General features: G+C 46.0%; 29 protein-coding genes. 20 read left to right on the forward strand and 9 right to left on the reverse strand.

From position 1 onward, the window contains the following. Positions 1-277: 277 nt before the first annotated feature. Complete coding sequence (locus G8759_RS29535) at positions 278-1,015, reverse strand: hypothetical protein (protein WP_167216448.1); 738 nt, start codon at positions 1,013-1,015, stop codon at positions 278-280. A 206-nt stretch (positions 1,016-1,221) separates the two neighbouring features. Between G8759_RS29535 and G8759_RS36075 the strand changes: the two genes are divergently transcribed. Genes G8759_RS36075 through G8759_RS29555 form a run of 4 tightly spaced genes read left to right on the forward strand, consistent with a single transcriptional unit; the run spans position 1,222 to position 2,462 of the window. Beyond that, positions 1,222-1,473, forward strand: coding sequence for a transposase (locus G8759_RS36075; protein ID WP_232074308.1), 252 nt, complete (start codon positions 1,222-1,224; stop codon positions 1,471-1,473). A 51-nt stretch (positions 1,474-1,524) separates the two neighbouring features. Next, positions 1,525-1,992, forward strand: a complete 468-nt coding sequence (locus tag G8759_RS29545; RefSeq protein ID WP_167209195.1) for an IS3 family transposase — start codon at positions 1,525-1,527, stop codon at positions 1,990-1,992. Next, positions 1,925-2,275 (forward strand): DDE-type integrase/transposase/recombinase, encoded by a 351-nt coding sequence (locus tag G8759_RS36495; RefSeq protein WP_394353269.1) that lies wholly within the window; start codon positions 1,925-1,927, stop codon positions 2,273-2,275. The genes G8759_RS29545 and G8759_RS36495 overlap by 68 nt, the downstream gene beginning before the upstream one ends. Then, positions 2,190-2,462: an integrase core domain-containing protein gene (locus G8759_RS29555; RefSeq protein ID WP_232073991.1), complete on the forward strand. Its 273-nt coding sequence runs from the start codon at positions 2,190-2,192 to the stop codon at positions 2,460-2,462. The genes G8759_RS36495 and G8759_RS29555 overlap by 86 nt, the downstream gene beginning before the upstream one ends. 7 nt (positions 2,463-2,469) lie before the next feature. Here the strand turns inward: G8759_RS29555 and G8759_RS29560 are convergent, their stop codons facing one another. After that, positions 2,470-2,727 (reverse strand): hypothetical protein, encoded by a 258-nt coding sequence (locus G8759_RS29560; RefSeq protein WP_167216450.1) that lies wholly within the window; start codon positions 2,725-2,727, stop codon positions 2,470-2,472. Positions 2,728-2,863: 136 nt separating this feature from the next. On the opposite strand from G8759_RS29560, the gene G8759_RS29565 reads away from it, so the two are divergent. The 10 genes from G8759_RS29565 to G8759_RS29610 all read left to right on the forward strand — a co-directional run bounded on the left by G8759_RS29565 (position 2,864) and on the right by G8759_RS29610 (position 11,919). Beyond that, entirely contained in the window at positions 2,864-3,184 is a 321-nt protein-coding gene (locus G8759_RS29565; RefSeq protein ID WP_167216452.1) for a hypothetical protein, read from the forward strand. Positions 3,185-4,065: 881 nt separating this feature from the next. After that, on the forward strand, positions 4,066-4,584 hold the full coding sequence (locus G8759_RS29570; protein WP_167216454.1) for a DinB family protein: 519 nt from the start codon (positions 4,066-4,068) through the stop codon (positions 4,582-4,584). A gap of 658 nt (positions 4,585-5,242) precedes the next feature. Then, complete coding sequence (locus tag G8759_RS29575; protein WP_162388200.1) at positions 5,243-5,725, forward strand: MSMEG_0572/Sll0783 family nitrogen starvation response protein; 483 nt, start codon at positions 5,243-5,245, stop codon at positions 5,723-5,725. A gap of 21 nt (positions 5,726-5,746) precedes the next feature. Further along, complete coding sequence (locus tag G8759_RS29580; RefSeq protein ID WP_167216456.1) at positions 5,747-6,718, forward strand: Nit6803 family nitrilase; 972 nt, start codon at positions 5,747-5,749, stop codon at positions 6,716-6,718. Beyond that, complete coding sequence (locus G8759_RS29585; RefSeq protein ID WP_167216457.1) at positions 6,715-7,824, forward strand: MSMEG_0568 family radical SAM protein; 1,110 nt, start codon at positions 6,715-6,717, stop codon at positions 7,822-7,824. Before G8759_RS29580 ends, G8759_RS29585 begins: the two co-directional genes overlap by 4 nt. Before the next feature lie 33 nt (positions 7,825-7,857). Beyond that, positions 7,858-8,442, forward strand: coding sequence for an MSMEG_0567/Sll0786 family nitrogen starvation N-acetyltransferase (locus tag G8759_RS29590; RefSeq protein WP_167216460.1), 585 nt, complete (start codon positions 7,858-7,860; stop codon positions 8,440-8,442). Between the two features lie 40 nt (positions 8,443-8,482). Beyond that, complete coding sequence (locus G8759_RS29595; RefSeq protein WP_167216462.1) at positions 8,483-9,748, forward strand: MSMEG_0569 family flavin-dependent oxidoreductase; 1,266 nt, start codon at positions 8,483-8,485, stop codon at positions 9,746-9,748. A gap of 3 nt (positions 9,749-9,751) precedes the next feature. Further along, complete coding sequence (locus G8759_RS29600) at positions 9,752-10,705, forward strand: sll0787 family AIR synthase-like protein (RefSeq protein WP_167216464.1); 954 nt, start codon at positions 9,752-9,754, stop codon at positions 10,703-10,705. Positions 10,706-10,708: 3 nt separating this feature from the next. Continuing rightward, entirely contained in the window at positions 10,709-10,981 is a 273-nt protein-coding gene (locus G8759_RS29605) for an MSMEG_0570 family nitrogen starvation response protein (protein ID WP_162388194.1), read from the forward strand. Positions 10,982-11,004: 23 nt separating this feature from the next. Beyond that, positions 11,005-11,919 (forward strand): helix-turn-helix domain-containing protein, encoded by a 915-nt coding sequence (locus G8759_RS29610; RefSeq protein WP_167216466.1) that lies wholly within the window; start codon positions 11,005-11,007, stop codon positions 11,917-11,919. A gap of 746 nt (positions 11,920-12,665) precedes the next feature. On the opposite strand, the gene G8759_RS29615 is transcribed toward G8759_RS29610, so the two are convergent. Together G8759_RS29615 and G8759_RS29620 are read right to left on the reverse strand one after the other, a co-directional pair. Beyond that, complete coding sequence (locus tag G8759_RS29615) at positions 12,666-13,349, reverse strand: MCP four helix bundle domain-containing protein (RefSeq protein WP_167216468.1); 684 nt, start codon at positions 13,347-13,349, stop codon at positions 12,666-12,668. A gap of 94 nt (positions 13,350-13,443) precedes the next feature. Beyond that, positions 13,444-13,623, reverse strand: a complete 180-nt coding sequence (locus G8759_RS29620; protein WP_167216470.1) for a hypothetical protein — start codon at positions 13,621-13,623, stop codon at positions 13,444-13,446. A gap of 680 nt (positions 13,624-14,303) precedes the next feature. Here G8759_RS29620 and G8759_RS29625 point away from each other — a divergent pair. Together G8759_RS29625 and G8759_RS29630 are read left to right on the forward strand one after the other, a co-directional pair. Further along, positions 14,304-15,281, forward strand: coding sequence for a hypothetical protein (locus tag G8759_RS29625; RefSeq protein ID WP_167216472.1), 978 nt, complete (start codon positions 14,304-14,306; stop codon positions 15,279-15,281). Between the two features lie 75 nt (positions 15,282-15,356). Continuing rightward, on the forward strand, positions 15,357-15,710 hold the full coding sequence (locus G8759_RS29630) for a TerB family tellurite resistance protein (protein ID WP_167216474.1): 354 nt from the start codon (positions 15,357-15,359) through the stop codon (positions 15,708-15,710). Positions 15,711-16,264: 554 nt separating this feature from the next. Here the strand turns inward: G8759_RS29630 and G8759_RS29635 are convergent. Together G8759_RS29635 and G8759_RS29640 are read right to left on the reverse strand one after the other, a co-directional pair. Then, a complete protein-coding gene (locus tag G8759_RS29635; protein ID WP_167216475.1) occupies positions 16,265-16,717 on the reverse strand; it encodes a VOC family protein in 453 nt (150 codons plus the stop codon). Between the two features lie 284 nt (positions 16,718-17,001). After that, a complete protein-coding gene (locus G8759_RS29640) occupies positions 17,002-17,502 on the reverse strand; it encodes a hypothetical protein (RefSeq protein ID WP_167216477.1) in 501 nt (166 codons plus the stop codon). 153 nt (positions 17,503-17,655) lie between these two features. On the opposite strand from G8759_RS29640, the gene G8759_RS29645 reads away from it, so the two are divergent. Next, on the forward strand, positions 17,656-18,471 hold the full coding sequence (locus tag G8759_RS29645; protein ID WP_167216479.1) for a helix-turn-helix transcriptional regulator: 816 nt from the start codon (positions 17,656-17,658) through the stop codon (positions 18,469-18,471). 100 nt (positions 18,472-18,571) lie between these two features. Here G8759_RS29645 and G8759_RS29650 read toward each other — a convergent pair whose 3' ends face one another. Further along, the gene (locus tag G8759_RS29650) at positions 18,572-19,342 is read right to left on the reverse strand and encodes an isocitrate lyase/PEP mutase family protein (protein ID WP_167216481.1); all 771 of its coding nucleotides are present in this window, start codon (positions 19,340-19,342) and stop codon (positions 18,572-18,574) included. A gap of 596 nt (positions 19,343-19,938) precedes the next feature. Further along, the gene (locus G8759_RS29655) at positions 19,939-20,649 is read right to left on the reverse strand and encodes a hypothetical protein (protein ID WP_167216483.1); all 711 of its coding nucleotides are present in this window, start codon (positions 20,647-20,649) and stop codon (positions 19,939-19,941) included. Between the two features lie 334 nt (positions 20,650-20,983). On the opposite strand from G8759_RS29655, the gene G8759_RS29660 reads away from it, so the two are divergent. Further along, positions 20,984-21,520, forward strand: coding sequence for a DUF6252 family protein (locus G8759_RS29660; RefSeq protein WP_167216485.1), 537 nt, complete (start codon positions 20,984-20,986; stop codon positions 21,518-21,520). Between the two features lie 127 nt (positions 21,521-21,647). Then, on the forward strand, positions 21,648-21,932 hold the full coding sequence (locus tag G8759_RS29665; protein ID WP_167216487.1) for a hypothetical protein: 285 nt from the start codon (positions 21,648-21,650) through the stop codon (positions 21,930-21,932). 697 nt (positions 21,933-22,629) lie between these two features. Here G8759_RS29665 and G8759_RS29670 read toward each other — a convergent pair. Further along, the gene (locus tag G8759_RS29670; protein WP_232073992.1) at positions 22,630-23,385 is read right to left on the reverse strand and encodes a DeoR/GlpR family DNA-binding transcription regulator; all 756 of its coding nucleotides are present in this window, start codon (positions 23,383-23,385) and stop codon (positions 22,630-22,632) included. Between the two features lie 481 nt (positions 23,386-23,866). Between G8759_RS29670 and G8759_RS29675 the strand changes: the two genes are divergently transcribed. Further along, positions 23,867-25,129 carry an MFS transporter gene (locus G8759_RS29675; protein ID WP_167216491.1) on the forward strand — a complete coding sequence of 421 codons (1,263 nt, stop codon included), beginning with the start codon at positions 23,867-23,869 and terminating at the stop codon, positions 25,127-25,129. The last annotated feature ends 22 nt before the right edge of the window (positions 25,130-25,151 follow it).

Consider the following 25,151-nt stretch of genomic DNA (forward strand, 5'->3'; position numbering starts at 1 on the left):
CCTGGCTCATCTAGGGAAAAGCTAACTTTCAGAATTTGGGTAGTTCTGCCGGGTACGACTGACTGAAGGTGACAGTTATGGAAGAATAATTGTTCCATAAAACGCTCCCACCTGAGACGAAATAGGTTATAGGCAATGCCTCAAATTTCGGGCGTTTACGACGACGCAACCGATTTTTCGCCCTATTCTAAGAAATTCGATGTTATGTCAGGTAAACCCCTTTTTCGTAGGTTTTCAGGTAAACTACAAAATGGCACAAAGACTATGAGCAACTTACTTACAGACTAGCGAAGTGATCCATTAGTGTGTGCCACCATAACCACTGACCCGCCAAGTTCATCGTCAGATGCAATAACAGAAAGAGCCCTAAGGCCAACGGGTACGAGGGCTGTAGCCGACCCATTCGTCGATCGTCCACCAGCAGAAGCAGTAATACCACTTCGATGGCGACAAAGCTACCATTCAGTGTTTTAGCGAAACTGTCAAACCAAGGAATGAAAAATAATAGGCGGGTAATAGCGGGCGGCAGAATGATGAGTACGGTACAAACCATATAACGGGCATGGAGGGCCAATCGTTGCCCATTCCATAAACTCAAGCCCAGAAACAAGGAAAAAAGCAGCAAAGAGGACGCATCGATAAAAGAAAGCTGATAAACAGCTCCGGGCGGGTACTCATCGGCTGCCTGGAGCATCAGGTGCATCATCTTGACTCCCCCAATCAGCAGGGCAGGCACAAGCACAATCGTGCCAATCCAACCTAGTTTTCGATGCAAAGCCAATTGCCCACGTCGATACAAAATAGGTTGTAGAATCAGCAAACCCATCCATAATCCGGCGGAAGCTCCATGCAGATGATGATAGAGGTCAGTTTGGGTGAGTCGGGAAAAATAAGACCGGGAAAATCCCAGCCAGGTTATGATTACGGCCAGCCCAAAATACCAAGGGGCATTGGGATACAGCAGCGTCTGTTTATGTGGCGTAGATGTGAAATGGTCTTGGTTAGGCTCTTTCAATTCAGTAACGTGCTATGGTTAGGCATTTCTCAGAGTAAGATAGGCAATAAATCATTTCGATTTAGTGTCTTAGCCCCCTGAATGGTTGGACAAAATTGTAAAAACAGTTTAGTCCTACTACATTCAGAAATCATGAGCAAAATCAGGCGAAGTTTCTCCCGCGCGGCGGCCGCCCCGAAGATCGCTATTCCATTGTCCAAGAAGCAATTCGTGACGGCCATGCCGAGACCTGTCGCAAGTACAATTTATCCCCTTCATTGCTGCGCAAGTGGCGATTGAAGTACTTAAGCAAAGGCAGAGAGGGCCTGAAAGATTCCTATCCACGCGTTGACCCTCAACTGCGAGCACTCGAAGAGGAGAATGAACGTCTGAATGGGACCGCCCATGCGGCGAATTGTAGCAAAACAGGCTTTAGAATTGGAACCGCGGTGGCGGACCACTCAAGAGCGAGCTGCTAAAAAAAACGCCCGCGCGGCGTCCGCTATTCAATCCAGGAGAAGCTAGCCCTCATGAAACAGTTTGAAGCCCGCGCCAATCGCACCCTGCTATGTCAGTGGCTTGACCTGCCTCGCAGTGTGTATTATTACCAACCCCAATTCGGCAGACCTGGAGCCCGGCCTAGCCAATTGACCATGAAGCTGGACGGATCGTGGGTTGATAATCAACAGGTAGTCACGAGTATCCGACACTTACTGGATATTGAATTCAATGCACTTGGCTATGAATACATTACCTATGAGTTGAAAAAGGAGTACTTCATCAATAAGAAAAAAGTGTATCGGCTCATGCAGGAGCATAACTTACTCTTAGGCAAGATGATCTATCCGACGATGGGTAAACGCGAGTTCGTTAAATTCAAACGTATCGAAGCGACCAAACCCTTGGAATACCTATGCTGGGATATCAAATATGTCTGGGTCCAGGGTGAACGACGGAATTACCGCTGCGGCGGGCCGCTATTTGTTAAGCGTCATTGATGTTTACAGCCGCAAAATTCTGGACTGGGTCTTCCAAGGTAGCATTCGTCAAATGGACTTAATCAATCTGCTTCGACGAGTAAATCAGGGCTATGAGTTAAAAGGCGTCATTTTGCGCAATGATAATGGTAGCCAATTCATTGCCCATTCGGTGCGTAAGTTTTTGAAAAACTCGGAGGTTAAACAGGAATTCACTCATGTGGCTACCCCAGAGGAGAATTCCTACATTGACCGGGCAGCCGGCGCTGGCCTTTCACAGCATTCTAGAGCACGACATCATTGATCGCAATGAATTTGCCAGCTATTATGAAGCGAAAGAAATGTTGACGCGTTATTTTTTTCATTACAATCAGCATCGGCTTCACCGTTCCATTGGCTTCATTACACCCCAGCAAAAATGGGAGGAGGCAACGGTGATTTATGACACAACCGCAGCGGCGGCCGCCTTTTCAGAAAATCTGTCCAACTAATAGGGGGCTAAGACATTAGCGTAGTCGTCAACGGCTGCTCATCAACATAGCCTAAGTACTTACGAGCCGAATCAATGTAGATAGACAGCACATCAGCAGCGTTTTCGCAGTACTGGTAGTGATCACGGAATAACTTGGGGTAGTTCTTTCCGTATTGTTCTTGCGCTTTTAGCAATTCAGCGCGGAACATCTGCTTTTCAAAGGGTTTAGCGGATTCATACAAACGACCGATTAAACCTTTACTGCGAACTATTTTCTTATGCATAGTAAAAAGGTATAATGTTTAGTAGGATTTAACTTGCAAAGTGCCGTTATAACGGTATAACTTGCCGCTGTAACGGCATAAGGATATGTAGTATTCTTGTTACAATCAATACTTAAAACAAACATTTTTCTCAATCATGGAGCATCACGGAAAGAAGCTAAAGGCAATATCTTTAGCGAAAGGCTTTAATATCAAACAGTTATCAGAGAAATTGAATGTTACGAGGGTAGCCGTCGAAAGAAACTTTAAGGCAGCCAATATTTCCAGAAAAGTATTATTGAAGTACTCTTATATGTTAGATTTTAATGTAGATGAGTTCTATGAATCAATACATACACAAAGTATAGTAGATGAACCTACTAAGATCGAAAAGCTACAACAAGAGATTATCTATTGGCAGCGTAAGTACATTGATTTACAGGAGCGTTTTTTTCCGAACGCGGCACAACTGGCTTAACAAAATAGTTAACAAGTTCACAGTTACACTTTAAACACTAAGGGTATGAAACAGTGTTTAGGGTCGTTTTGGTCTATAGCAAGGCCAGTGCCGCTATTTTGAAGCGATACGGTAGAGAATGTCAAAAGAATCCGATATTCTCCACAGTGTTACACATTACCAATAGCAAGGCCGCTTCAGTTTCCTGGAGCGGCCTTGCGCGTTTAATTATTCCAAGATTTAAAAATCTTTCCACAAATGAGAAAAGTACAAATTTATTGAATGATTTTAAAGAATACCTAGAATACAAAGGATCATATTTACAAACCGGTTGCTTTAAAGTCTACCGGCTCTTTGGGCAAAAGTTCAAGACTTATCTACAGATTAACCAGCTAACGCTTATACATACAAAGTCCGTAATACTCCACATTAGTGAAGGCAATAAACGGTATATTCTTAAAATTCATTCAGATCCAATTACCCGGAATAAAGAGATCGGCTAAATGAAAACGTTCTTTGCTCAATTTACTAAACCGGGCTGGGAGCGATACAGGATTAGTCCAGCCGCCAACATCGAACGGCTGCCAAAACACGACAGTGAGATGCACGAACCTTTTAATTAGGAGCAAACAGCCTTAATTATTAGAAAAGTGAGACTACTGGTTATTGCTTTATATCAACATGATACACTACCTATTTGCCCATCCTGGTCGTGAGGTTCGGCTATTGAAAGTAGTTGACATCAAATCAAAGGCGATTCTAATTAGGCCCGAAAACTCCAAAACCAATTGCTGAGGTTGATTAGTTTCTGTCGACGGCGTTCACTACTGACATACGGCTGTCACTACCCTGGCTTTTCTTTGTGTTATCAATTAATCGACAACGTCAAACAATAGCAGGCCATGGAAAACACAGCGCAACTTAGCCAAACGATGGATCAGATCGTCATCTTACCCGAGCAACTTCTTGCCCATTGGCAGGGACACCGGGGACTCACCCGCCGGTTGATTGAAGCCTACCCCGACGAGCACTTTTTTTCGTATGCTCTGGGCGGCATGCGACCTTGTTCGGCGCTGATTGATGAAGTACTGCAGATGGCCGACCAGAGCATGCAGGGCGTTATTTCAGGCGAGTGGCCTTCATTTGGGGATGGTGCGGAGACCCCACCCAAAGCTACGACAAAAGAGAAGGTCCTAGCGCAGTGGGATCGGGTGACTGAAAAGATTAATGCCTATTGGCCACAGATTCCACTCTCGCGTTTCCAAGAGGTCGACAAGGCTTTTGGTCTGTATGAAGGACCTATCTACTGGTTTCTTTTCTACCTGATCGATAATGAAATTCATCACCGGGGTCAGGCTTATGTCTACCTACGCACCCTGGGCGTAGAACCGCCCGCTTTCTGGGATCGCCCCCAGGTATAGTCCACCCGAAATCCCTCAAGTGGTAAGCCGTTTTACAAAAGCCTTTGCCGATAGTATGATTGGCAGAGGCTTTTTTGTGTCGTGCTCGCGGCTATTAATCTAGTGGCCAAATCGGCTTCACAGGTTGTGGCAACCGTAGTTACGCCCCTCAATCTAAGTAAAGTAGGGTTTCATGAAATCCTCTATTCGTACGATAGCTGTTTAGATTACTTTAAGTAAATGATCGCAACGGTCTGTACGCCGGAGGCCATCGGCAAAGTAAACGGCATTATTCGGTTGCCATAAATTGGCTTTGACTTATGCCCATGCTTTCGTGAGTATCAGTACTTTCTACTCACAAACCTGCTAACTAAGTGCCGCGTTTTTTATCAAATGGCAGTACTTAGGGCTTTATAAATAGTTCACTTTTTGACGGAACCCAAGTTACATGGGCTATTTCTGTACCATCCATAAAGGTATTTCACCCATAAATGCATTTCGACTGCCTAAAATCTGTATTGTAAAATTTATAGATTTTATAAAACTGGTTTATTTTCAATGATAAATTCCAGTTTTTATGTAAAAACCTCCATAAATATCTTTAAAACCAAATCTTTTTAGGGATTAATTTTGAGAAAATTACAAAAAGTAGTTTAAAATCGAACTTAATCACTTTGTTATGCCCAATGTTGATATTGCCCAACATAAGACAGGAGATTTCTTTGTCGACTATGAAGAAAAGGTGTTTGAGGATGTGAAGGCCGAGCCCGGTCAAAAGGCGCTGGTAACTTTCCACACCGTCGCTTTTGAAGGATCTATTGGTCTGGTTAACATTCTGACGGCCACTCGTCTGCTCCGTAAAGGCTTCGAAACGTCTATTCTTTTGTATGGTCCTGGCGTTCTGCTGGGTGTACAACGGGGGTTTCCGAAAATTGGCGATGAAGCGTTTCCCGGTCATATGGCTTACTCCGACAGGCTACTAAAATTCATTGCTGAGGGTGGGAAAATATACGCCTGTCGTTTTGCTCTACAAGCACTATATGGCATGGGTGAGCCGAACTTACTGCCAGGAATTATCCCCATTAGCCCGCTTGACGTGCTTGACATTCAACTTCTGCACCGCAAAGAAAGCGCATTCATTTTCGACACCTGGACATTATAAGTCCGGTTAAACAGCTCTCCTATGGCCTTTAAGTCTGTTATCAAAGCTGCGGCTGCTCAATTGAAACCGGTATTGAATGATAGCGTTGCCACCACTGAAAAAATTTGTGACATGATTCGCGCAAGCGCTTCTCAGGGGGCTGATATCATTGTGTTTCCTGAAACATGCGTACCGAATTATCCGTACTTTTCATTCATCCTCCCGCCTGTTCTACAGGGGCCCGAGCATCTGGCCTTATATAACGAAGCAGTTGTCATACCTGGGCCCATTACGGCACTTGTTGCCTCTGCAGCAAAAGAATGTGGAATCGTCGTCGTATTAGGCGTGAATGAGCGGGACTATGGTACGTTGTACAATACCCAGCTTGTTTTTGATACGGATGGCCAGCTTGTGCTCAAACGTCGAAAGATCACGCCCACCTATCATGAACGAATGATTTGGGGGCAAGGCGATGGCAGTGGGCTGAAAGCAGTTGATACGACGATTGCCCGAATCGGGGTGCTGGCCTGCTGGGAGCATTACAATCCGCTGGCCCGGTATGCCCTGATGGCCGATCATGAAGAGATTCACTGTAGTCAGTTTCCTGGCTCGCTCGTGGGGCCAATCTTCGCCGACCAAATGGAGGTTACCATGCGCCATCATGCTCTGGAGAGTGGCTGTTTTGTCATCAATGCAACGGGCTGGCTGGACGACGGGCAGATTAAATCAATTACATCGGATGATAAGTTGCAAAAAGCACTCCGAGGGGGCTGCAATACCATGATTATTTCACCGGAGGGGAAGCATCTGGCAACTCCGCTAACCGAGGGTGAAGGTATTCTGTATGCAGACCTCGATATGAAGCTGATTGATAAACGCAAGCGGATGATGGACTCGGTTGGTCATTATTCCCGACCTGAGTTACTGTCTTTGGTAATCGACAAAACAGCTTACAGACATATTGACGTCAGTGATAAGAGCATTGTCATCAAGGAAAACATTGACCAGCTATGAACATTCCAGAGTTATTGACTGAACTGCAGGCGTATGGGTTACGGTTGGATGGATTCTCCGACAAGGGTGGTCGAAAAGGGGGAGCGGGCCCAACCGATCATAAAGCGGTTCGGCTGGGAGACACCACGATTATGGTACCCGTCCATAATGCAGCTTCTTTACGATCGCCTTATTCAGCCGAAGAACCGAATTTATTGGGCGTTTCGAAACTATTCAAAAACGAAACGTTCGTTGGGATGATCGTATTTCCCAAACAGCCTAAGTTCTATTCGTACACTACGTCCGACGGCGTTCCGTTCTGGAAAATAGCGCAACTTCATAGCCATAACGTACTGGCTACAACTGTTCTCCAGAATTGTGTGCGCTACGGTGACAAAAGCACCTCCTGTCAGTTTTGCGCTATTGGCGAGTCGTTAAAACAGAAACGGACCATTTCCTACAAGCGTCCGTTTCAGCTGGCCGAAGTGGCCAGGGCGGCTGTCGAGTTCGATGGTATTGAGCAATTTGTCTTAACCACAGGTACACCCTCAACACCCGACCGGGGAGCTAAAGTGCTTTGTGAAAGCGTTCGAGCCATTAAGGCAAGCGTTGATATTCCGATTCAGGTACAATGTGAACCGCCCGCCGATTTCATCTGGTTCGAACGGCTGAAAGAGGCCGGTGCCGACGCACTGGGGATGCATCTGGAAGCAGTGGAAGAAGATGTTCGTCAACGGATCATGCCGGGTAAAGCTGAGGTTTCTGTCAGCTACTACATGGATGCCTTCAAAGCAGCGGTAGCCGTGTTTGGCAGAGGTCAGGTTTCGACCTATCTGCTGGCAGGACTGGGCGATTCCGAAGAAGCGCTAATTAGTATAAGCCGTGAGCTGGTCGATATTGGGGTTTATCCGTTTGTAGTACCGTTTGTTCCCGTAAGTGGAACACCATTGGAAAACCACCCAGCCCCAGACCACGCCTTCATGCAACGAGTCCTCTCCGAGGTAGGTAGCCTCATTGCCGAAGGGGAGATTACTTCGACAAAAATGAAAGCGGGTTGTGCCAAATGTGGGGCGTGTTCGACCCTGAAATCGTTTGAGAAAATGGCCAAAACGATGGCTCTGGCATAAGGATAGACGTTTAACCTCAAATCTGCCGTTCCCATGATTATTGAGAAACCGATCGCGTACAGAGCAAGTCATATAACGTTTGATTTTGCCCGAGATGCCTGGCAAATCAACCAATACTGGAACTTGCGACGACAGATTTTTTGCAACGAGCAACGCATTTTTGACGCATCGGACCGCGACTCAATCGATGAAAGGGCGTTGCCAATCATTGCCGAAAGCAGTTATTCGGGTCAGTTGGATGAGGTTGTTGGCATTGTCCGCATCGATGAACGCAGCCCAGGTGTTTGGTGGGGCGGCCGACTAGGGGTGGCAAAACCGTATCGAAAGCTATCCCGGTTTCAGACCTCGGGCCTATTCAACGATCAGCACCCGATTTATCCGTTTACCCAGACCATAGGCGGATCGCTGATTTTCAAGGCTGTATCGACAGCACTTTCGCTAGGTTGCCGGGAATTTTATGCCTACGTGCAGGAGCAGAACGTAACGTTTTTTAACCGGATGCACTGGCAATCCGGTGAGCCAAAGTACGTTTTCGGGAAACTGCATTACCACATGAAATGTCAGCTCGAATTCTATACCCCTTCGCAAAAATCATTGCACCAATTGCAATTGCGCTGAGATTTCTTACGCGTTGAATCACCTGAAAATACGTACCAGTATGAAAAACCAATATGAGGTAATCGTCATTGGAGCGGGACAGGCTGGCCTCTCCATGAGCTACTTACTCAAACAGAAAGGGATTGACCATGTCGTGTTCGAGAAGAAACGAATCTCCGACTCCTGGAGAAATTACCGCTGGGACACGTTCTGTTTAGTCACGCCCAACTGGCAATGTAATCTGCCCGGCTATTCGTACTCTGGTAATGATCCCTATGGGTTTATGGTCAAAGACGAAATTGTGGAATTTCTGGAAGGTTATGCTGCCAGTTTTGATCCACCGGTAAAAGAGGGTGTTGAGGTGCTGGCCGTTTCCAGGGAACCACTGACCGATTCATTCACCGTTCTGACCAATGAAGGCATCTATACCGCCAGTCAGGTGGTTGTCTGCATTGGTAATTTTCACTCGGCTCCCTTACCTAAATTGGCCGAAAAATTTCCGACGTATATAACACACGTTCACTCTGCCCATTACAAAAATCCAGAAAGCTTGCCTGCGGGCGACGTGCTGGTCGTGGGCACCGGGCAGTCGGGAGCGCAAATCGCTGAAGATCTTCATCTGGCAGGGCGTAATGTACACTTGTGCGTGGGTAAAGCGCCCCGGTGTGCACGGCTGTATCGGGGAAAAGATGTTGTCGAATGGCTTGATATGATGAAGTACTATGATATCCCCGTCGACAAACATCCGGAAGGTGAGAACGTACGCGATAAAACCAATCACTACGTAACCGGGCGCGATGGCGGACGCGAAATAGACCTGCGCAAGTTCGCCCTTGAAGGCATGAAACTGTATGGGGTGCTTAATGACGTAAGCGATTCAGAACTGGTTTTTGCTCCTAATCTAAAAGAACACCTTGACTATGCCGACAAAGTATCGGAAAACATCAAAAAACGAATCGACCAGTACATTCTCGACAACCAGATCGAAGCGGCTACCGAACCGACCTATGTTCCGGTTTGGGCGCCCGCCAGCGAAGTGACCTCTGTACTACTTGAAAATACCAATATCACCTCTGTAGTCTGGTGCATTGGTTTTGGTATGGATTATTCCTGGCTTAAACTACCGGTACTCAACGAACGGGGACATCCTGTTCATCAACGGGGAGTTACGGAAGTAGATGGATTGTATTTCCTGGGCCTTACCTGGCAAAATACCTGGGGCTCAGCCCGTTTCTCGGGGGTGGGCAAAGACGCCGAGTATTTACTGGAAAGTATCGAGAAAAACCTGCCAGCGACCGTTTCGGCACTGGATTCAACGGATGCGTAAACTATGCTGCAAAACATATTGGCGCATGTGCTTGCTCAACGTTCGGTAAGCGATAAACTTACGATTGATCAGACGTATTCAACCCTTGGCGATTATGTTACTTACCAGGACCCATTTGATCAGCAGTCGCACCAGATTTTCCTCGGCGACGATTGCGCTGTAATTCCCGATGGCCACGGCGATCATCTTCTGTTTTCCTCCGAGGGAATCATTACGAGTTTTCTGGAGGCAGCTCCCTGGTTTGCGGGTTATTCATCCATTATGGTCAATATCAGCGACATCTGCTCGATGGGTGGTCTGCCCATGGCGGTAACGGATGTTATCTGGTTGAGAGACCGGGACCAGGGCACCCTAATCTGGGAGGGTATGATGGCGGCTTCGGCGGCTTACGGAGTACCGATCGTCGGCGGGCATACCTGTTACCATACCGAGAGCCGTCATCTGGCGGTTTCCATTCTTGGTAAAGCCAAAAAATTGTTGGAAAGTAAAGCCGCCCGGCAATCCGAAACCTTACTGATGGCCGTTGATATGGATGGGAGTTATTACCAGAATTATCCCTTCTGGAATGCGTCGACCACGGCTGATCCAGTTCACCTCCGGGCTAACCTGTCGCTCATGTACGAACTGGCCAATCGGGGACTTTCGGCTGCGGCCAAAGACATTAGTATGGGCGGGATCATTGGTACACTTGCTATGTTCGTGAAAGCCTCTGGCGTTGGCGCAGAATTGCATCTGGAACAGATTCCCAAGCCTGATGGTGTTGACTGGGAAAAATGGCTGATCAGTTTTCCCAGCTTTGGCTACCTGTTTACGTGTAAACCAGGTACTGAAAATGCCTGCATTGATTTGTTCAAATCACACCATATTCAATGCAATACAATCGGGAATATCACGGAAAATCAGAACATAATTGTATATTTAGACAAGGAGAAATCACTCATAAACTTAAATCAGTAAATCATGCCTGAAGTGAATGTAACCATTGAATGGCCAGATAAACAGAAGGATAGTATTTATTCCCCATCGACTGTGCTCCTTCAATATATAAAATCAGGGGATTCTTTATCGATCCAGGATTTCGACGAACGAATCTCACAGGCCTTACAACTGGCTAGCCAGCGCGTTTATGAACGTTATGGGTTCGAGTGCACCTCGGCAATGGGCGAGTTAGCCCGATTAAAAGCACGAATGGCATCGATCAATGATAAAAATCAGCTGATAAAAATTCTTTAATTCCTTCTAACCGGAAGCTATTGATGACAAATAAGGACATCCCGATATACACTATCGACACGCTATCTCTTTCTAAACAAAAGGATATACAGATCAGTCGGTTTGCTCCTTATCTGGCTGTTCATAAAAACCTGCATTTAGCTCACAAGCACGACTTTTATCACCTGATCCTGTTTTTGGAAGGTGGCGGCACGCACGATATTGATTTTCATACGTTTCCGGTACGTCCTTACCAGATTTACTTTATGATTCCAGGGCAGGTTCATAGCTGGAGTTTTGAAGGTCATGTAGATGGGTATGTCATCAATTTCTCCGGCTCCTTCTTCCATTCCTTTATGGTCCGGTCAGATTTTTTAAGCCAGTTCGTGTTTTTTAATGGCATTGTCAACGATTCAGTTGTTGATATCCCGGAGGCAATCCAATCAAAAGTAAAGCAGTATTTTGATGATCTGTTAAACGAAAGCACTGCCGATTCTACGTTCGGACTGGACATGGTTCGGGCTATTTTGATCCAATTATTCATCACGATAAACCGGCTCAATGACGCCGAAAAAAGCGAACAGACATCCCTTCACAATTATACTATTTTCAAAAATTTCCAAAAGCTTATTGAGCTTAATTACAACACGTTACGATTACCAAAAGAGTATGCCGGAAAACTCTTTATAACGCCGAACTACCTCAATGCCATTTGCCGCCAATTTATGGGTGTCTCATCTGGCGAGGTCATCCGAATCCGAATCGTCATGGAAGCCAAACGGCAACTGGTAAATCTGGATTTGACCGTGGCTGAAATCGCGTACAAGCTTAATTTTGAAGATACATCCTACTTCACCAAATTCTTTAAAAAGCAAGCAGGTGTCACACCGAAAGAATTTCGTGAAGCAGAAATTAAGCGGGTCAAACGAGTCAACAGCAGGCTTGGGTCAATCACCTGAATAAATTTGCGGGAATACAGTCGTAGGTTTTAAGGACTCTCCGCTGGCTATGATTAACCGTTGACAATCGTTAAAATTGAAGCCGCTTCCCTTTCGAACAAGTTATTATATAATTTTTTAGAAGGAGGTCGGTTACCTATAACGTGAAAACCCGCTAGCTGATTTTTCGGTGTGCCTTGTGACCAATAAAAGAAAGCAAGCGCTATGTGGAGCTGCTACATTTGGCTGGACATTAAGAAAGTTAAGCTCATTTAACTTAGTAAACCATGAAAACCACTAGAAGGTCGTATTAATCGAAATCTCTAAAGGCTGTGCTTTCCATATTGCCGTTTTAGGAAAGCAGTTTACTCAATAAACGGGGACCGTCCTATTTCCACCTGCTTGAATTAGGGAACAATGAGTTGAAGTAAAAACAAGGTCAGCGCAATGACTGATACAACACTGCCCCACTGACGGGAAGGGAGTCGTTTGGAGGTAGCGAATTGACTTATTACTAGTGCCCATCAGTCGCGAAGCAGACTTTTCGGAAACACCTTCTTGTAGGTCCACTCCATCTTCTAGATGATGTTTGATCTGCCAAAGTCATCAATGGGTGTTGGCCTCATCGATAGACAAACCTCTATTTTTCAGCCCGTTTCGACGTATTCCAGGCTCACCTCTGAATGCATCTGGACGACAGTGACCGGCAGCTGGACCGAGTTCATCGCGGGTTACTTTTCAGGAATGGAGTCCGTTTAATGGGGCTCTTAGTTGAGATGGAATGACTTTAATTCATGGCTCACTACCCTGGCGTTGTGGAGTAGGCCCAGAATCACCAGGCCAACAAGGAGTGAAACGGCTGTTAACAGTGTCGCGTCAAGCGATCCGCCAGCAGCCATCCGATGAGCCTCCTTTACCGCACTTTGCCCCGTATCAGACTGGATCTGAGCCAGTTTATGAATCGATTGAACGCTTTGCCTAAACAGGATAGCCCCTCTTTGGCTGAATAGTTGACTGGCTACTGTCCGCTGATCAGTGGCGATCAATTGCTGAATAGACCCTTCAATGCGTTTGCCCTGATCCCAGTTTTGTTTAAAGGATCTTAACAAGATGGCCTCATCTCCAGTTAATTTCGTTTTTTCGTAGTGGCGGATCCGGTTCGCAATTTGCCGGTCATACAACCCCAGTTGCCCGGCGAGGGCAGCCGGTGACAGGGTTGATTGGTTCATCAACTGATTTTCCAGCACCAGCCGCTTGGCGTGTAAACTCTCACTGATGAGTACTAAATCAACAGCGGGCTGTAAACGGTCCCTATAAAGGGAAGCCATGGTTTGGTCCAAGTCCTTCAGGGCATTATTTAGGCTTATGGCAGTGAATAAGATAACCAGCATCAGGCTCAGCAAGAGCCCGGCGGCTTTGAGTTTTTGTTGAAGAACGAACGACCATTTCATGATTTTTATCTTTTGAGAAGAGATATTTAATTGAAAGTATTGCTGTTCAGCGACCTAAACTGCACGTTTAGTGCGCCAGTCTGACTATACCGGTTTATACCGGTAGCGAAAAAGAAGCTTGTTGCCAGGGCTTGTGATACCGGCACCAGCGCAGTAACTGGATTCGCTCCCGTGGCGACAGATAGTAAAGTAGCTTACGGAGTTCTTTACGGAAGAGTGTTTTGTCAAAGCTTACTTTCTGTAGAACGCATTGGCTATAGGCATACCGGGTCATTTCAGTAGGGGTTTAGTGAATTGGTACTGAGTTCAGATCAGGCTTTTACATTGACAAATCATGGGTTTAAAAGCGGTGTTGCCTTTACTGTGACGGGTTATTCGGCAAGGCTCGTATCTTGGGCATGTCCAATGTCGATGGAGACGGGCGTTTGAAGTAAACCCAGGGACAGACCATTTGCTCAGCATCCGTCGGTTGTCGTTGCCGATGAATTTCAGCCAACAGGCTAACTAGTACTACTAAACCAAAAAAAAGTAGATAGCATACTGGTAGCCAGCGACTGGAGTCCCTTTGTTCATGCGAGAACATTAAATGAAGAGCCTGCATACTACTCCCGTCTAGATATTAGATTAATGATTCATCCTTCCTGTACACAACAATGGTTTGTTGTTCGGTTGGTAACAGCTTTAGCTTGCTATTAGTCCAGTCGATCCCAAGTGGCTATACCCCCAGCCAATCGAGCCGGTAATCGCTATTCAGCGTTGACGTTAAACCCTGTTTTTCAGAAAAGACCAGCAATAGGTATAGCTCACGAGGGCACTAATGCCAACCAGCAGACTGATTAACAAGCCTCTGCTACTTAAAATGGGGTGCTCTATGTGATAGTCCATATTCATTAAGTTTGGTTATGTTGTTATATAGGTGTAAATTTACAACTGTAAAAATACAAATGCAAACTTATGACCTACATTAGTGCTCAACCTGAATTATCAACGACCTGGGACGACATATGCTTCCCCGTAGAGCCACTGCTACTAAGTGATCTGTTACCCGATTATGATATTATTGCTACCGACCGACAGAAGTTAATCGTTGGTCAACTGCCAGGGGGACGTAAAACGCTATTTGGCATTCAGAGTGCCGACTATACCATCATTCCTAATCGTGCCATTCAGGAAGTAGTCGACGAATTAATTCCGGATTACCAGCTTCTGATTAAACACACGAATACCGGTGAGTTCAGCATTAGTATTATCCTGCCCACGTCGGTGTCGGTCGGCAATGAACAGCTTCAGCGGAGCCTAACCATTACCAACAGCTACAATGGCAAAACGCCTTTTGGCATTCAGGGTCAATCGCTGACAGCCCTGTTGGATCCGTTGACGCATTTAGGCAGTAGTGTGTACCGAAACGTTTGTCAGAATGGTCTGTTGGGTTGGGCTGATTCCTTTACGGACCTTCCTGCCTATCAGACCTGGCTGGGGCAGTGGGCGAAGGGGCCGCAGAAAACGCCAGCCACCAGGACTCCCTCCGCCCCCACCCGCCCGCAGCGGTCTACGGCTGACATTCGTAAACTCCATCAAAGCGCCATTACCATTCCTCGGTTTCAGCAGCAGTTGCATACGCTTTTGCTTGAACACCTGACCACCGGCTCTACCCTGACGGCCACCGTGTACGACCACTTCCAGCAGACAAACATGGCTGGCACTCATGAAAACGTACTTCGACACTTACCCTTACCTGTTCAGTTAATCAAACAAGCGCGCGAACGGCTGCGGCTGGAAGAACGGCTGCTAAATTCGACCCCTTCCTGCTGGCTGTTGTACAACGCCGTCAATTACGCCCTGTTTACGGCCCGCAGCAGCCTGACACTCAATGACCGATACCGCCTGGACGAGCGCGTGTTTCATCATCTGGCGGCTCAGGCATATGCCTGAACTTAACAAATCCACTCCACGACACCCACCAGGCATGAAACTAAAATTATAGCCAACCACTTAACTCGACCGATTATGTATTCTCCTGATGTAGCGATGAGTTTAGGCAGTATCATCTATGCCTTGTGTAAACTCGACGGCCGGCTCCACCAGCAAGCGACTAAAGTAGCTTGTGAGCTGCTGGCCGAATGGCCCTATAGTGATTTAGCGATTGGCGCGCTGTTCTTACGGGACAATGTGGGCGAACCCGCCGAGGAGGCCTGCGCGTTTGGCCTACGCCGGATGGCAGCCAAGCGGGTCGAGCTCACGAAGGAAACCAAAAAACGGTTTGTAACTATTCTGCTGCGTGTGGCGCGGGCACACGATGGAATTTCACGGGAAGAACGGGCCTTCATTCGTCATTTTTGGCGGGAACTGCAACGTATCTAATCTGATAAACAACTCACTTTCAACCAATAACCTGTTTTGGACTGCTGTCGCAAAACAATCTCCGGCAAAGCTGCTTGACGACTTACCCTGGATAGTTTTAACTGGTTGATTCCGATGACAAGTATTGAACGCATCATACCTTACATAACCGTTGTGGAAATCCTTTTATTCTTACTTAAGCTGCTTAGACCATTTTAGTAGCTGTCCAATATAGCCAGTCAAAAATGTTATAGAACAAGCATAAAAATCAGGAGCACCTGCCTTGGATTTGATATGCTTGTTCTATAGTCGATTAAAGTTGAGCCCTGGAAGTCTAAAAATTTCGTTGCCAATTGACTACCAGTATTGGTAAAAAAAGTAAAGACTAACTGGTTGTCAAGTCGCCGACTGCTCTGTCGCAGCTAAGCATGGATAAGAAAAATAGTTGGAGCTGCTGATGATGGTCAATTGATGCAAAATAACTTATAATCATCCTAGTCAAAAATCACCCAACCGTTGAAAATAGCAGTGGTGAAAAAATCCTGCTTCAAAATTTTTTATAAACCATCCCCTACTCAATTAGTACCAAGTGGTTCTGCCAGTCCGATAAGTAGTCCTTCAGGACCACGGAGGTAGCAAAGCCGATAGGAGTCCTCATACTGAACCACTTCGCCAACCAGCTGCGTGTCGAACTTACGGAGACGGGCGAGCGTTTCGTCAAGGTCTTCCACAGCGAACATGACCCGTAGGTAGCCAAGAGCGTTCACTGGAGCGTTCCGATGATCGGCGACGGTAGGCGGGGTAATAAACCGGGAGAGCTCGAGCCGACTGTAACCGTCGTGGGTGACCATCATGGCGATCTCAACGCGCTGGGAGCCCAGTCCGGTGACTCGCCCGGCCCATTCGCCTTCGACCATGCCTCGCCCTTCGAGCGTCAGACCCAGCTCAATAAAAAAAGAGACGACCTCATCGAGGGATTCGACCACGATGCCGATATTGTCCATTCGGAGTAATTTACTTTTTCCCATAACGTACGTATGTTTTATGAATTAACTTAGGTTTTGTATTTGATGAAGGGCAATCCGCTGAGATTCGCTCTTTTAACTTTTGAGGCCATTCTCTTTCGAATACCCTTTTTTTGTGTCCTTGACCGTTCCTTCATCGTGTAACTACTGGTTTGCTGTCTGCCTAAGGGCTAAACGATTGTGATGCCAAAATGGATACGATGATCTTCCCTACAAAACAACTACACCCTTACATGACTAAAATGAGAATAAAATTTTAGTGCACGTTAGTTTACACCCTGGCAACGTCAAAACGTGATGGTTTTGCTGGTGATCACCTCCAGCAAGTCCGCGCGGGCAATGCTGAACTGATGAACCGTAGAGTAAGGCCCAGCCGAAAAGACGAGCCGGTAATTACCTTCCGGCAAATCCTGTAGATTCAATAGCTGCCATTCCCAGTTGGTCCGCTTGGTCTCGCTGTAAAGGATGTCGTTCCGATCCGTTTTTACCTGTAGCTTCCAGTAGAGCCCATGTCGACTACCAATCAATAATTTAAGTAATAATCGATTTTTGGCTGGATACAGAAAGACTTGAAAGTCGGGTTCGTTGGACAGTTGCACGGGTTGCGTATTATGGGCATAGGCATCTGGATTTTGATGGGTACGCCAATGGATATGGGGAGATGAGGAACTCATCAGCAATTGACACCTTCCAGGCGTTGACAAAAAGCTCATCAACAAAATCAGGATTGTGACAAAGTAAATCCGTACCGATTGGCGGATTGAGTTTTTTCTGGGATAGGTTTTCATAACAGACTGAATTTAGGTAGCTGGATAGTGGCCAGCCGTCTACTGAATGATGACATCAAAAGTAGCTGATCAGTCCAGGGTAGGATTGTACAAAACGGAACAGAAAGAATGATTGGCTTGATTTAACTTTGAACCTGGCTAATGAATCGGTTTATGAAGTACCAGGAATTCACACCCACCGGGAGACTTAGTGCTTATGTCCAATGTATCTATCTGTTCGAGTCGGATCAGTTGACAGGCGTTGATGATATTGTCTTTCCGGGTGGAAGTATGGAAGTAATCTTTAACCTAGGATCCGGCGTATGGAAGACGGCTTCTCAAGGTCTTTATAGGCCTACTCCTGTCATCGAATTGTGGGGCCAATTGACTAAACCGCTACCTATCCGGTCGGAAGGAAAAAATCAAATGCTGGGCGTGCGTTTCTATACGCACGCCATCACTTCTTTCTTCAGGGAAGAAATTTGGGAGCTGAATGATCAGGTTTGCAATGCCATCGACTTCTTCGGCAAATCTATTTACCACCTGCATGAGCGATTGTTGGATACGCCTTTGCTGACACATCGTATTGACCTGGTGGAACAGTATTTATTGAGCCGGTTGCGCCAATCGAAAGGGCCGGGTATCAAAACCAATTTAGTTGGCCAGATCATCAGAGAACTTCAGTCGGATGTACTTTGCGAGGATATCCAATCCATTGCCTCGCGGTACGCGTTGTCACCGCGTTATCTGCAAACCTTGTTCCTACGGTATACGGGTGTTACCCCCAAAGTTTATCATAAACTCAACCGCTTCCAACGAAGCCTTAAACTGGTCACCAGGCATGAAGTCTCCCTGACCAGCATTGCGTATGAATGCGGGTATTTCGACCAGTCTCATTTTATCCGTGAGTTTAGATCGTTTACGGGCTTAACGCCATCCGATTTTCTGGCCGAGTCGTTTCCCGTTTCAGTGGCATTGAGCAACGGGTAATCGGCTCCGGCCTACTTACTTCAGTACAAATTTAATATACTGAAGTAAGTAGGCCGTGCATTTCTCTCTAGTGGGCAGAGTGCTGGTATAACAGCATAGATCAGGCGAATAGCGGCAGGAAATTCTGGTCTCTTTCGATTGCATTCGCCAGTTTGGCTGCGTATTCGTACACCTTATTAAATAAAAAGGGTCCCATACTGATCCGTTTCACGCCTAAAGAGCCAAGTTCGGCAAATCCGGGCAGATCGGGCATACACATTACATTTACGGGGAGTGCCGTTGTTTTGACAACCTGCTGAATATGCGAGGGATTGGTGATGCCAGGAACAAAAATACCGTCGGCACCAGCCTCTTCATAAGCTTTGGCCCTGGTAAGGGTTTCTTCAAGTGCGGCAGGTAGACCTAACAAAAAGCCATCTGTCCGGACGTTCACAAATATGGGCACGTTGTTGCGACTGATGTGATCTGAAATAGCGGACAAGTTGCTTTCAAACTGCCCGGCAGCCTGAAACTGGCGAGATGGCCCCGGAACTGTATCTTCTAGATTGATGCCAACTACGCCGATATCAGCCAACTTGTTGATATTCCCGATGATCCCTTCTTTAGTCGGGCTGTAGCCTGCTTCCAGATCAACAGTAAATGGTATGTTGACGGCTGCGACCACTTTTTTAGCTACCTGAAGCAGAATATCGAACGGAAGATTCTCCCCGTCCTCGTATCCCAAGGCATTAGATAAGGCGTAGCTGGAAATACCAATGGCCTGGTACTGTTTAGTCTCAACTAGTTTTGCACTATGTACATCCCAGATATTACCCAGTAAAAAAGGGGTTGAATTGTAGTGCAATCGCTTAAATGTTTCGTAAGAATTCATCTTATTCTTAAAGAGTTAAACCTGTTTTGGCAAGCAAAAGTAAGGTTGAGCAATGGGGTGAAATTGTACAAATCGGAACGCCTTGTTAGTCAGGTTCTGAAAAGGCGGAGGGTCATTCCTCACCAGCGGAGTAATACAGAAATCCACAGCAGCCCTATGTAGTATTCAAAAACGGAGTCCTAGTCCGTTGGTTGGGTAACGCCAACTAAACGACTTACCAAAGCTTTATTTGCTTGTTTTGACGAGATAGTCCCGATAAGCTGTATTCAATCCATAAGTCAGGTTAGGAAGAATAGGTAGCTGATTGAAGCGATATATCAGCTATTCTTGGGCCCATTTGTGACGACAGGCCGCTTGCCCCATAACGAAGAAAATAGCCCAACAGTCACCGTGTTAACGAGCGAATCAAACCCGGAAGAACTGTTAAGCATCCCTTATAACTACATCTCATAAAAGGCTACTCAAAGTGAGATTACAAAGTTTTCCTGTATCTGATTATGAAATGGGGCGTTTGGTGAAACGGACAACATCATTAAAAAACAAATCGTTGGCGACTAGTTATAAAGAATTTATAGATACTATCTTTTCCTGCTTACTTAAGGAAGAGTAGCACAAAAGCCAAGACATTTTTTTAGATCGGCTTCCTGATTGAAATTAATAGAGTTTTCCTTTAAGTATTGTTTAACAGCCTGTTTGTGTTTAGCGAATAAATTCAGGAAACCGGATTGAGTTGCCATATGAAACTTGCCATTATTATCCCGTATTTTAAACTCAGCTTTTTTGGTAAATAGCATATCACTGTGGGCATCTAGGCGGGCTAATGAGCCATTCGTGCCCGAAAAGGTGGTGGTGGTTCGTATCGCTGAGGCCCCCGTTGATTGGTTATAACCCCCTTCTTTTTCCCGGTCAATCAAAACCATGGTTCGTTTAATCAGCAATGCAGCCGAACCGTAGGTAGACACCAGCTGCCAATAGGACTTTGGATATTCGTAGTAGAACGAGTCGGGGCCGATAACCACGAGTTGAACGGTGGGATCGTTTTGCAGCGCCAGTGTATCGCCGGTAGAGTTGATAATAAAATGCATCTCACCCAAAAAAAGATTATAGTTAAATCTAGCTGCTGACGACTTGCTGGAGGCATACACAAGCCGCCCCAGGGTAAATTCGGGGTATTGGTAGCGTTTATTGAATGAAACGGAATTAGTTAGGTTCTCCCCCGCTTTGACACGGACATATGGGTTGCTTTGAGCAGCAACGATAGCATGGATACCAATCAACAGGAAACGAGCGAACGATAGAAGTTTCATAGCTGAGCGTAGTAAATTATATAACACATTGGACAACGTCACCGCTTTTCAGGACGGGTCTTAACATGCCGCCTTGGAAAAATGGAGCATTTTCAGAATCGGTGTTTCGCCTAAAAGTTCTTCTTTTAGCTAACAGTGAAGGCAAATACGCGGCTCTGGCTGGCTTTATAAGTTCCACAGGCAGATGGGCGAACTTCCGCCAGTAACCACTTTTACCCTCATTTCCGCCGACTTTAAAGTTAAACCCACCCTCTGTATAGTTGGCCTTAGCCTACCCTTTGGCTGGTTGTAGCTTTGATCCATCAATCGAAACAAAAACAACTTTATCTCCGACATGAAAACGGCTAATCTGGTTTTCCTACTCACGGTTTCTGCTACCCTTTGCCTTTGCTCATGCAGCAAAAAGTCCGACGATGTGATGCCTGCTCAAACCACAAACACATCCCCAACGGCACCGGTAACATCTCAGACAACACCGGCTCAATCTACAACGCTGGCCCTTGGTGGGTTTCAGGTCAAAGTGGATGGGTATCTCTATACGCCTGACTTGAATTATGCGCTGACGAACTCCCCCGCCGATAAGGACTACTTCGGCATCTATGGGCTCGACAGTAAAACGGGAAATTTGGTGGCGCTGCTCTTACCCAAAACGGTAGGTGAGGGGACGTTCCCCATTAATAAGGTCAATATGGGCATCATAACGGTGAACAACTATGATTACTCGACCCGCAATGAGGGCACAGGCACGGTGACGATTACCAAAAAGACGGCCACCAACGTGATTGGCACGTTTAGCTTTACGGCTTATGATGCATCGGGTCTGTATAAGGGCACTTTAACGGAAGGGAGTTTCAACGTGGCCTTTAAATAATCGACTTGCAGTAAGTGGTTAGATTTTTATCCAGATTACTCCAGCGAAAAGCGGTCGAAGTAAGTCGGCTCTTTCTCTGGGGTAATTTGCTTATAAGCCCGATCGACTTATCATTACCTTATTGTGAATGGTAACCGCCTGGTTTGGTAAGGTGCCGCAGGTAGCCTGTTTATCAGAAGTAGAAATAACCCAGCTGGAGGAATATCAGATTTCCATTCTTCGGAAAGGAACCGCTTGGGGTATGCCCTATATGGACCCACTTGGACTGTTTGATATTCGCCAGGAAGGAAGCGAATACATTGTTTACAAAGATGGGCTTTATGTAGGGAGTATAAACGCGAGCAAGCTCTATTTAAATTTTGCAGGTAAGAGCAAGAACGCTATGATTGCCTCCATTCGAACTTTTCGATAAGTAGTATATTGACCTTGTCTTAAAAGTGCCAGTCCAAGCGGTGTTCGTAGCGGCTAGGGACTGGCGCTTTTCCATGAATAATTTTCCTGATATTCAAAGACATGACAATCGAAAGTAATACGCTCAATGGACTACATTTAATGTTATTTTCAGAATACTAAAGTCACGGAATATCAATATACGATCCATTCATGTGACATACACTCTTTAAAGGCAATTGACGGATTTTACAGTCCCCTGACGGCCTACTGTGCCACTGCCATACGAAACGACAACTGTACCTTAGTCGCTTTTTCATGATTCAGTTTACCGCGATTTTTACGTCTAATTTCACATATAACCCTGAATCTGGTAATTATTCTTCGTCATCTTCCTGATACAGGCTGACCATGTATTGATACTGAGCATCGTTACTTAACCGCTCCAGTTCGGACTTTACCAGTTGTTTTCTTTCTCGTTTTACTTGTTAAATCGATTAGGGTAGAATCCATTACGATATAAAATAGCGAAGTTGATCCATAGCTACCACTGGGCTTCCCTTTAATTATCGGGCTATGTTATTTTCATTCCGGTGATAATGAATCCAATACAACCGTTCGGACGTTAGAAAACGTTTTCGATATGGCTCAGGGTTATACTGGCCAAATGCACGGGTCAGAATCCCTTAATAATTACCTGGAAAGGTAGTGTCAAAGCGCTAACCGATCAGGACCTTGATCCCCCGATCTTCTAAAAGCCGTACTGTTTCGGATGAAATACCCGAGTCAGTAATAAAATAGTGTACCTGGTCCAGGTCACCAACTTTACCGATGCCCCTCTTTCCTATTTTCGACCAATCGGCCATTACCGCTACATGCTGAGCGGTTTCAATCATTTTTTGATTCAAACTCGTTTCAATCAGGTTGCTGATTGATAGACCAAAGTCGAAATCAATCCCATCAACTCCGATAAATAACAGGCCACAGGACAAATTTTCCAGCATACGTTCTGCCTGTGAGCCAACCACGGAGTATGAGTTGGGGCGAATAAGTCCACCCAACTGTAAGACTTCTACATGAGCCCGGTTGCTAAGCTCCTGGGCTACCTTTACCGCTGGCGTGATAACCGTTAGTGGCTTGCTGGGGTATAAACATCGAGCCAGTTCAAAAACGGTTGTACCCGACCCAATAATGATTGAATCATGCGGGTTGATAAGCGTAAGAGCTGCTTTAGCGATCTTTTGCTTTTCTTCCGCCTTAATCAAGGCTTTCTCATCAACGGGCTTTTCGTAGGCATACGGATTGGCAAGAGAGCCACCACCCCGCGTTCGAAAGATAAGACTTTTGTCTTCCAGGACTTTCAAATCCTTTCGAATCGTTACGCCGGACACGTCCATCAGGTCACTCAACTCCTGGATAGTTACCCGCCCATACTCCTTTAATTGTTGCAGAATCAGCTGATGTCTTTCAGCCATACTTCTCATTACCATAAAGTTACGCCTTGCAGCAAGTGCAGATTTGTGTTGTGTAAAGCACTAATGATGGTTGAAATTACTTTAAATACGCTTTCTCATCAATAAAACGCTTACGAAACCGGCTCAGGAATTTCATAACGCCAGGATATTGCTTTGATCCACGACATTACCACGTCACTACTCTACAAACGGTCAGTTCGTACCTAAGAAGCAGGCTAATTACTGTTATCAATGTATCAAAGTTTTACATTAGTACTTTCAAAAAATTTAATTAAGTTTTTATTTGTTTCAAAGATGACAAATTTGTTTGTTTGTGGATAGTTAATATTGTTAAAATCCAAATATAAAGCTCACTGTGTTCTACTATCTAAGGCGTTTGGGTATTCCTTACGGAATAGTTCAGCCTGCCCCATCGGCAGTGACGGTATAACTTAGTGAAGTCAGCCTTCCTGATCTTACTTCCTAAACCGCTTACTATACCATGAATTCACCATCCGTATTTGAAAAAGTTGGCCTGCCAAAACCATTAGCCTGGGGCTATATGGGCATCCTGATCTTTATGATGGGCGATGGTGTTGAGCAGGGCTGGCTAAGTCCATACCTGATCGAACATGGTATGAGTATTCAACAGTCTGCTCTTATGTTTACGGTGTATGGCGTCACGATTGCTATCTCATCGTGGTGTTCGGGGGTACTTGCCGAAGGGTATGGTCCGCGTAAGGCTATGCTGGTCGGATTGCTCCTATACATCATCGGTACGGTTGGTTTTGTAGGTTATGGCATGGTCAGGCTTAGCTTTCCGGTTATGCTCTTTACGTACGCCATCCGTGGATTTGGTTATCCTTTATTTGCCTACTCCTTTTTAGTTTGGATTACGTATCGTACTTCACAGGATCAACTGGGCCGGGCGGTGGGCTGGTTCTGGTTTGTGTTTACCGGCGGCCTGAACGTATTTGGCGCCTGGTATTCCAGTTGGGCCATCGAGCGGTTAGGGTACCAAAACACACTCTGGACGTCCATTTTCTGGGTAGCCTTGGGCGCTTTTTTTGCCCTGATCCTGAACCGTGATCAATTTAAGCCATCGGCGGCTACTACCGAAACGAAAACGAAGGATCTGCTGAGCGGCCTTACGATCATCAGGAAAGAACCCAAAGTGCTGATCGGTGGTCTTGTACGGATTATCAATACCACGGCTCAGTTTGCCTTTCCGGTTTTCCTGCCCATCTACCTGGCAACGCATGGATTTAGCACCGTTCAATGGTTACAGATATGGGGAACCATTTTTACCAGCAATATTATCTTCAACCTGATCTTCGGCTTTGTGGGCGACCGATTGGGCTGGCGTAATACCATCATGTGGTTTGGGGGCGTAGGTTGCGGCATTACGACATTGCTATTTTATTATTCGCCGGTCTTGTTTGCGGGCAGTTATGGGATGGTGCTGTTGTGTGGCGTACTCTGGGGGGCTTTGCTGGCGGGTTACGTACCACTCACGGCACTGGTTCCATCACTGGTGAAGGAAGATAAAGGAGCAGCCATGGCTATTTTAAACCTGGGTGCCGGTTTACCCGTGTTTGTCGGCCCGGCTCTTGTTGGGCTTTTTATCGGTACCATCGGAAGCGAAGGCGTAGTATGGGTGTTGGCTGGTTTATATTTCATTAGTGCCGTACTGACTCGCTTCATTACATTGCCCAAAGAGTCCATATCGGTTAACCAAGAATCCCTTACAGCTCAATCGCTCTGAGGTATTATCACAACGTATGATT

Origin of the sequence: Spirosoma aureum (genome assembly GCF_011604685.1) — a bacterium.
Classification (GTDB): Bacteria; Bacteroidota; Bacteroidia; order Cytophagales; family Spirosomataceae; genus Spirosoma; species Spirosoma aureum.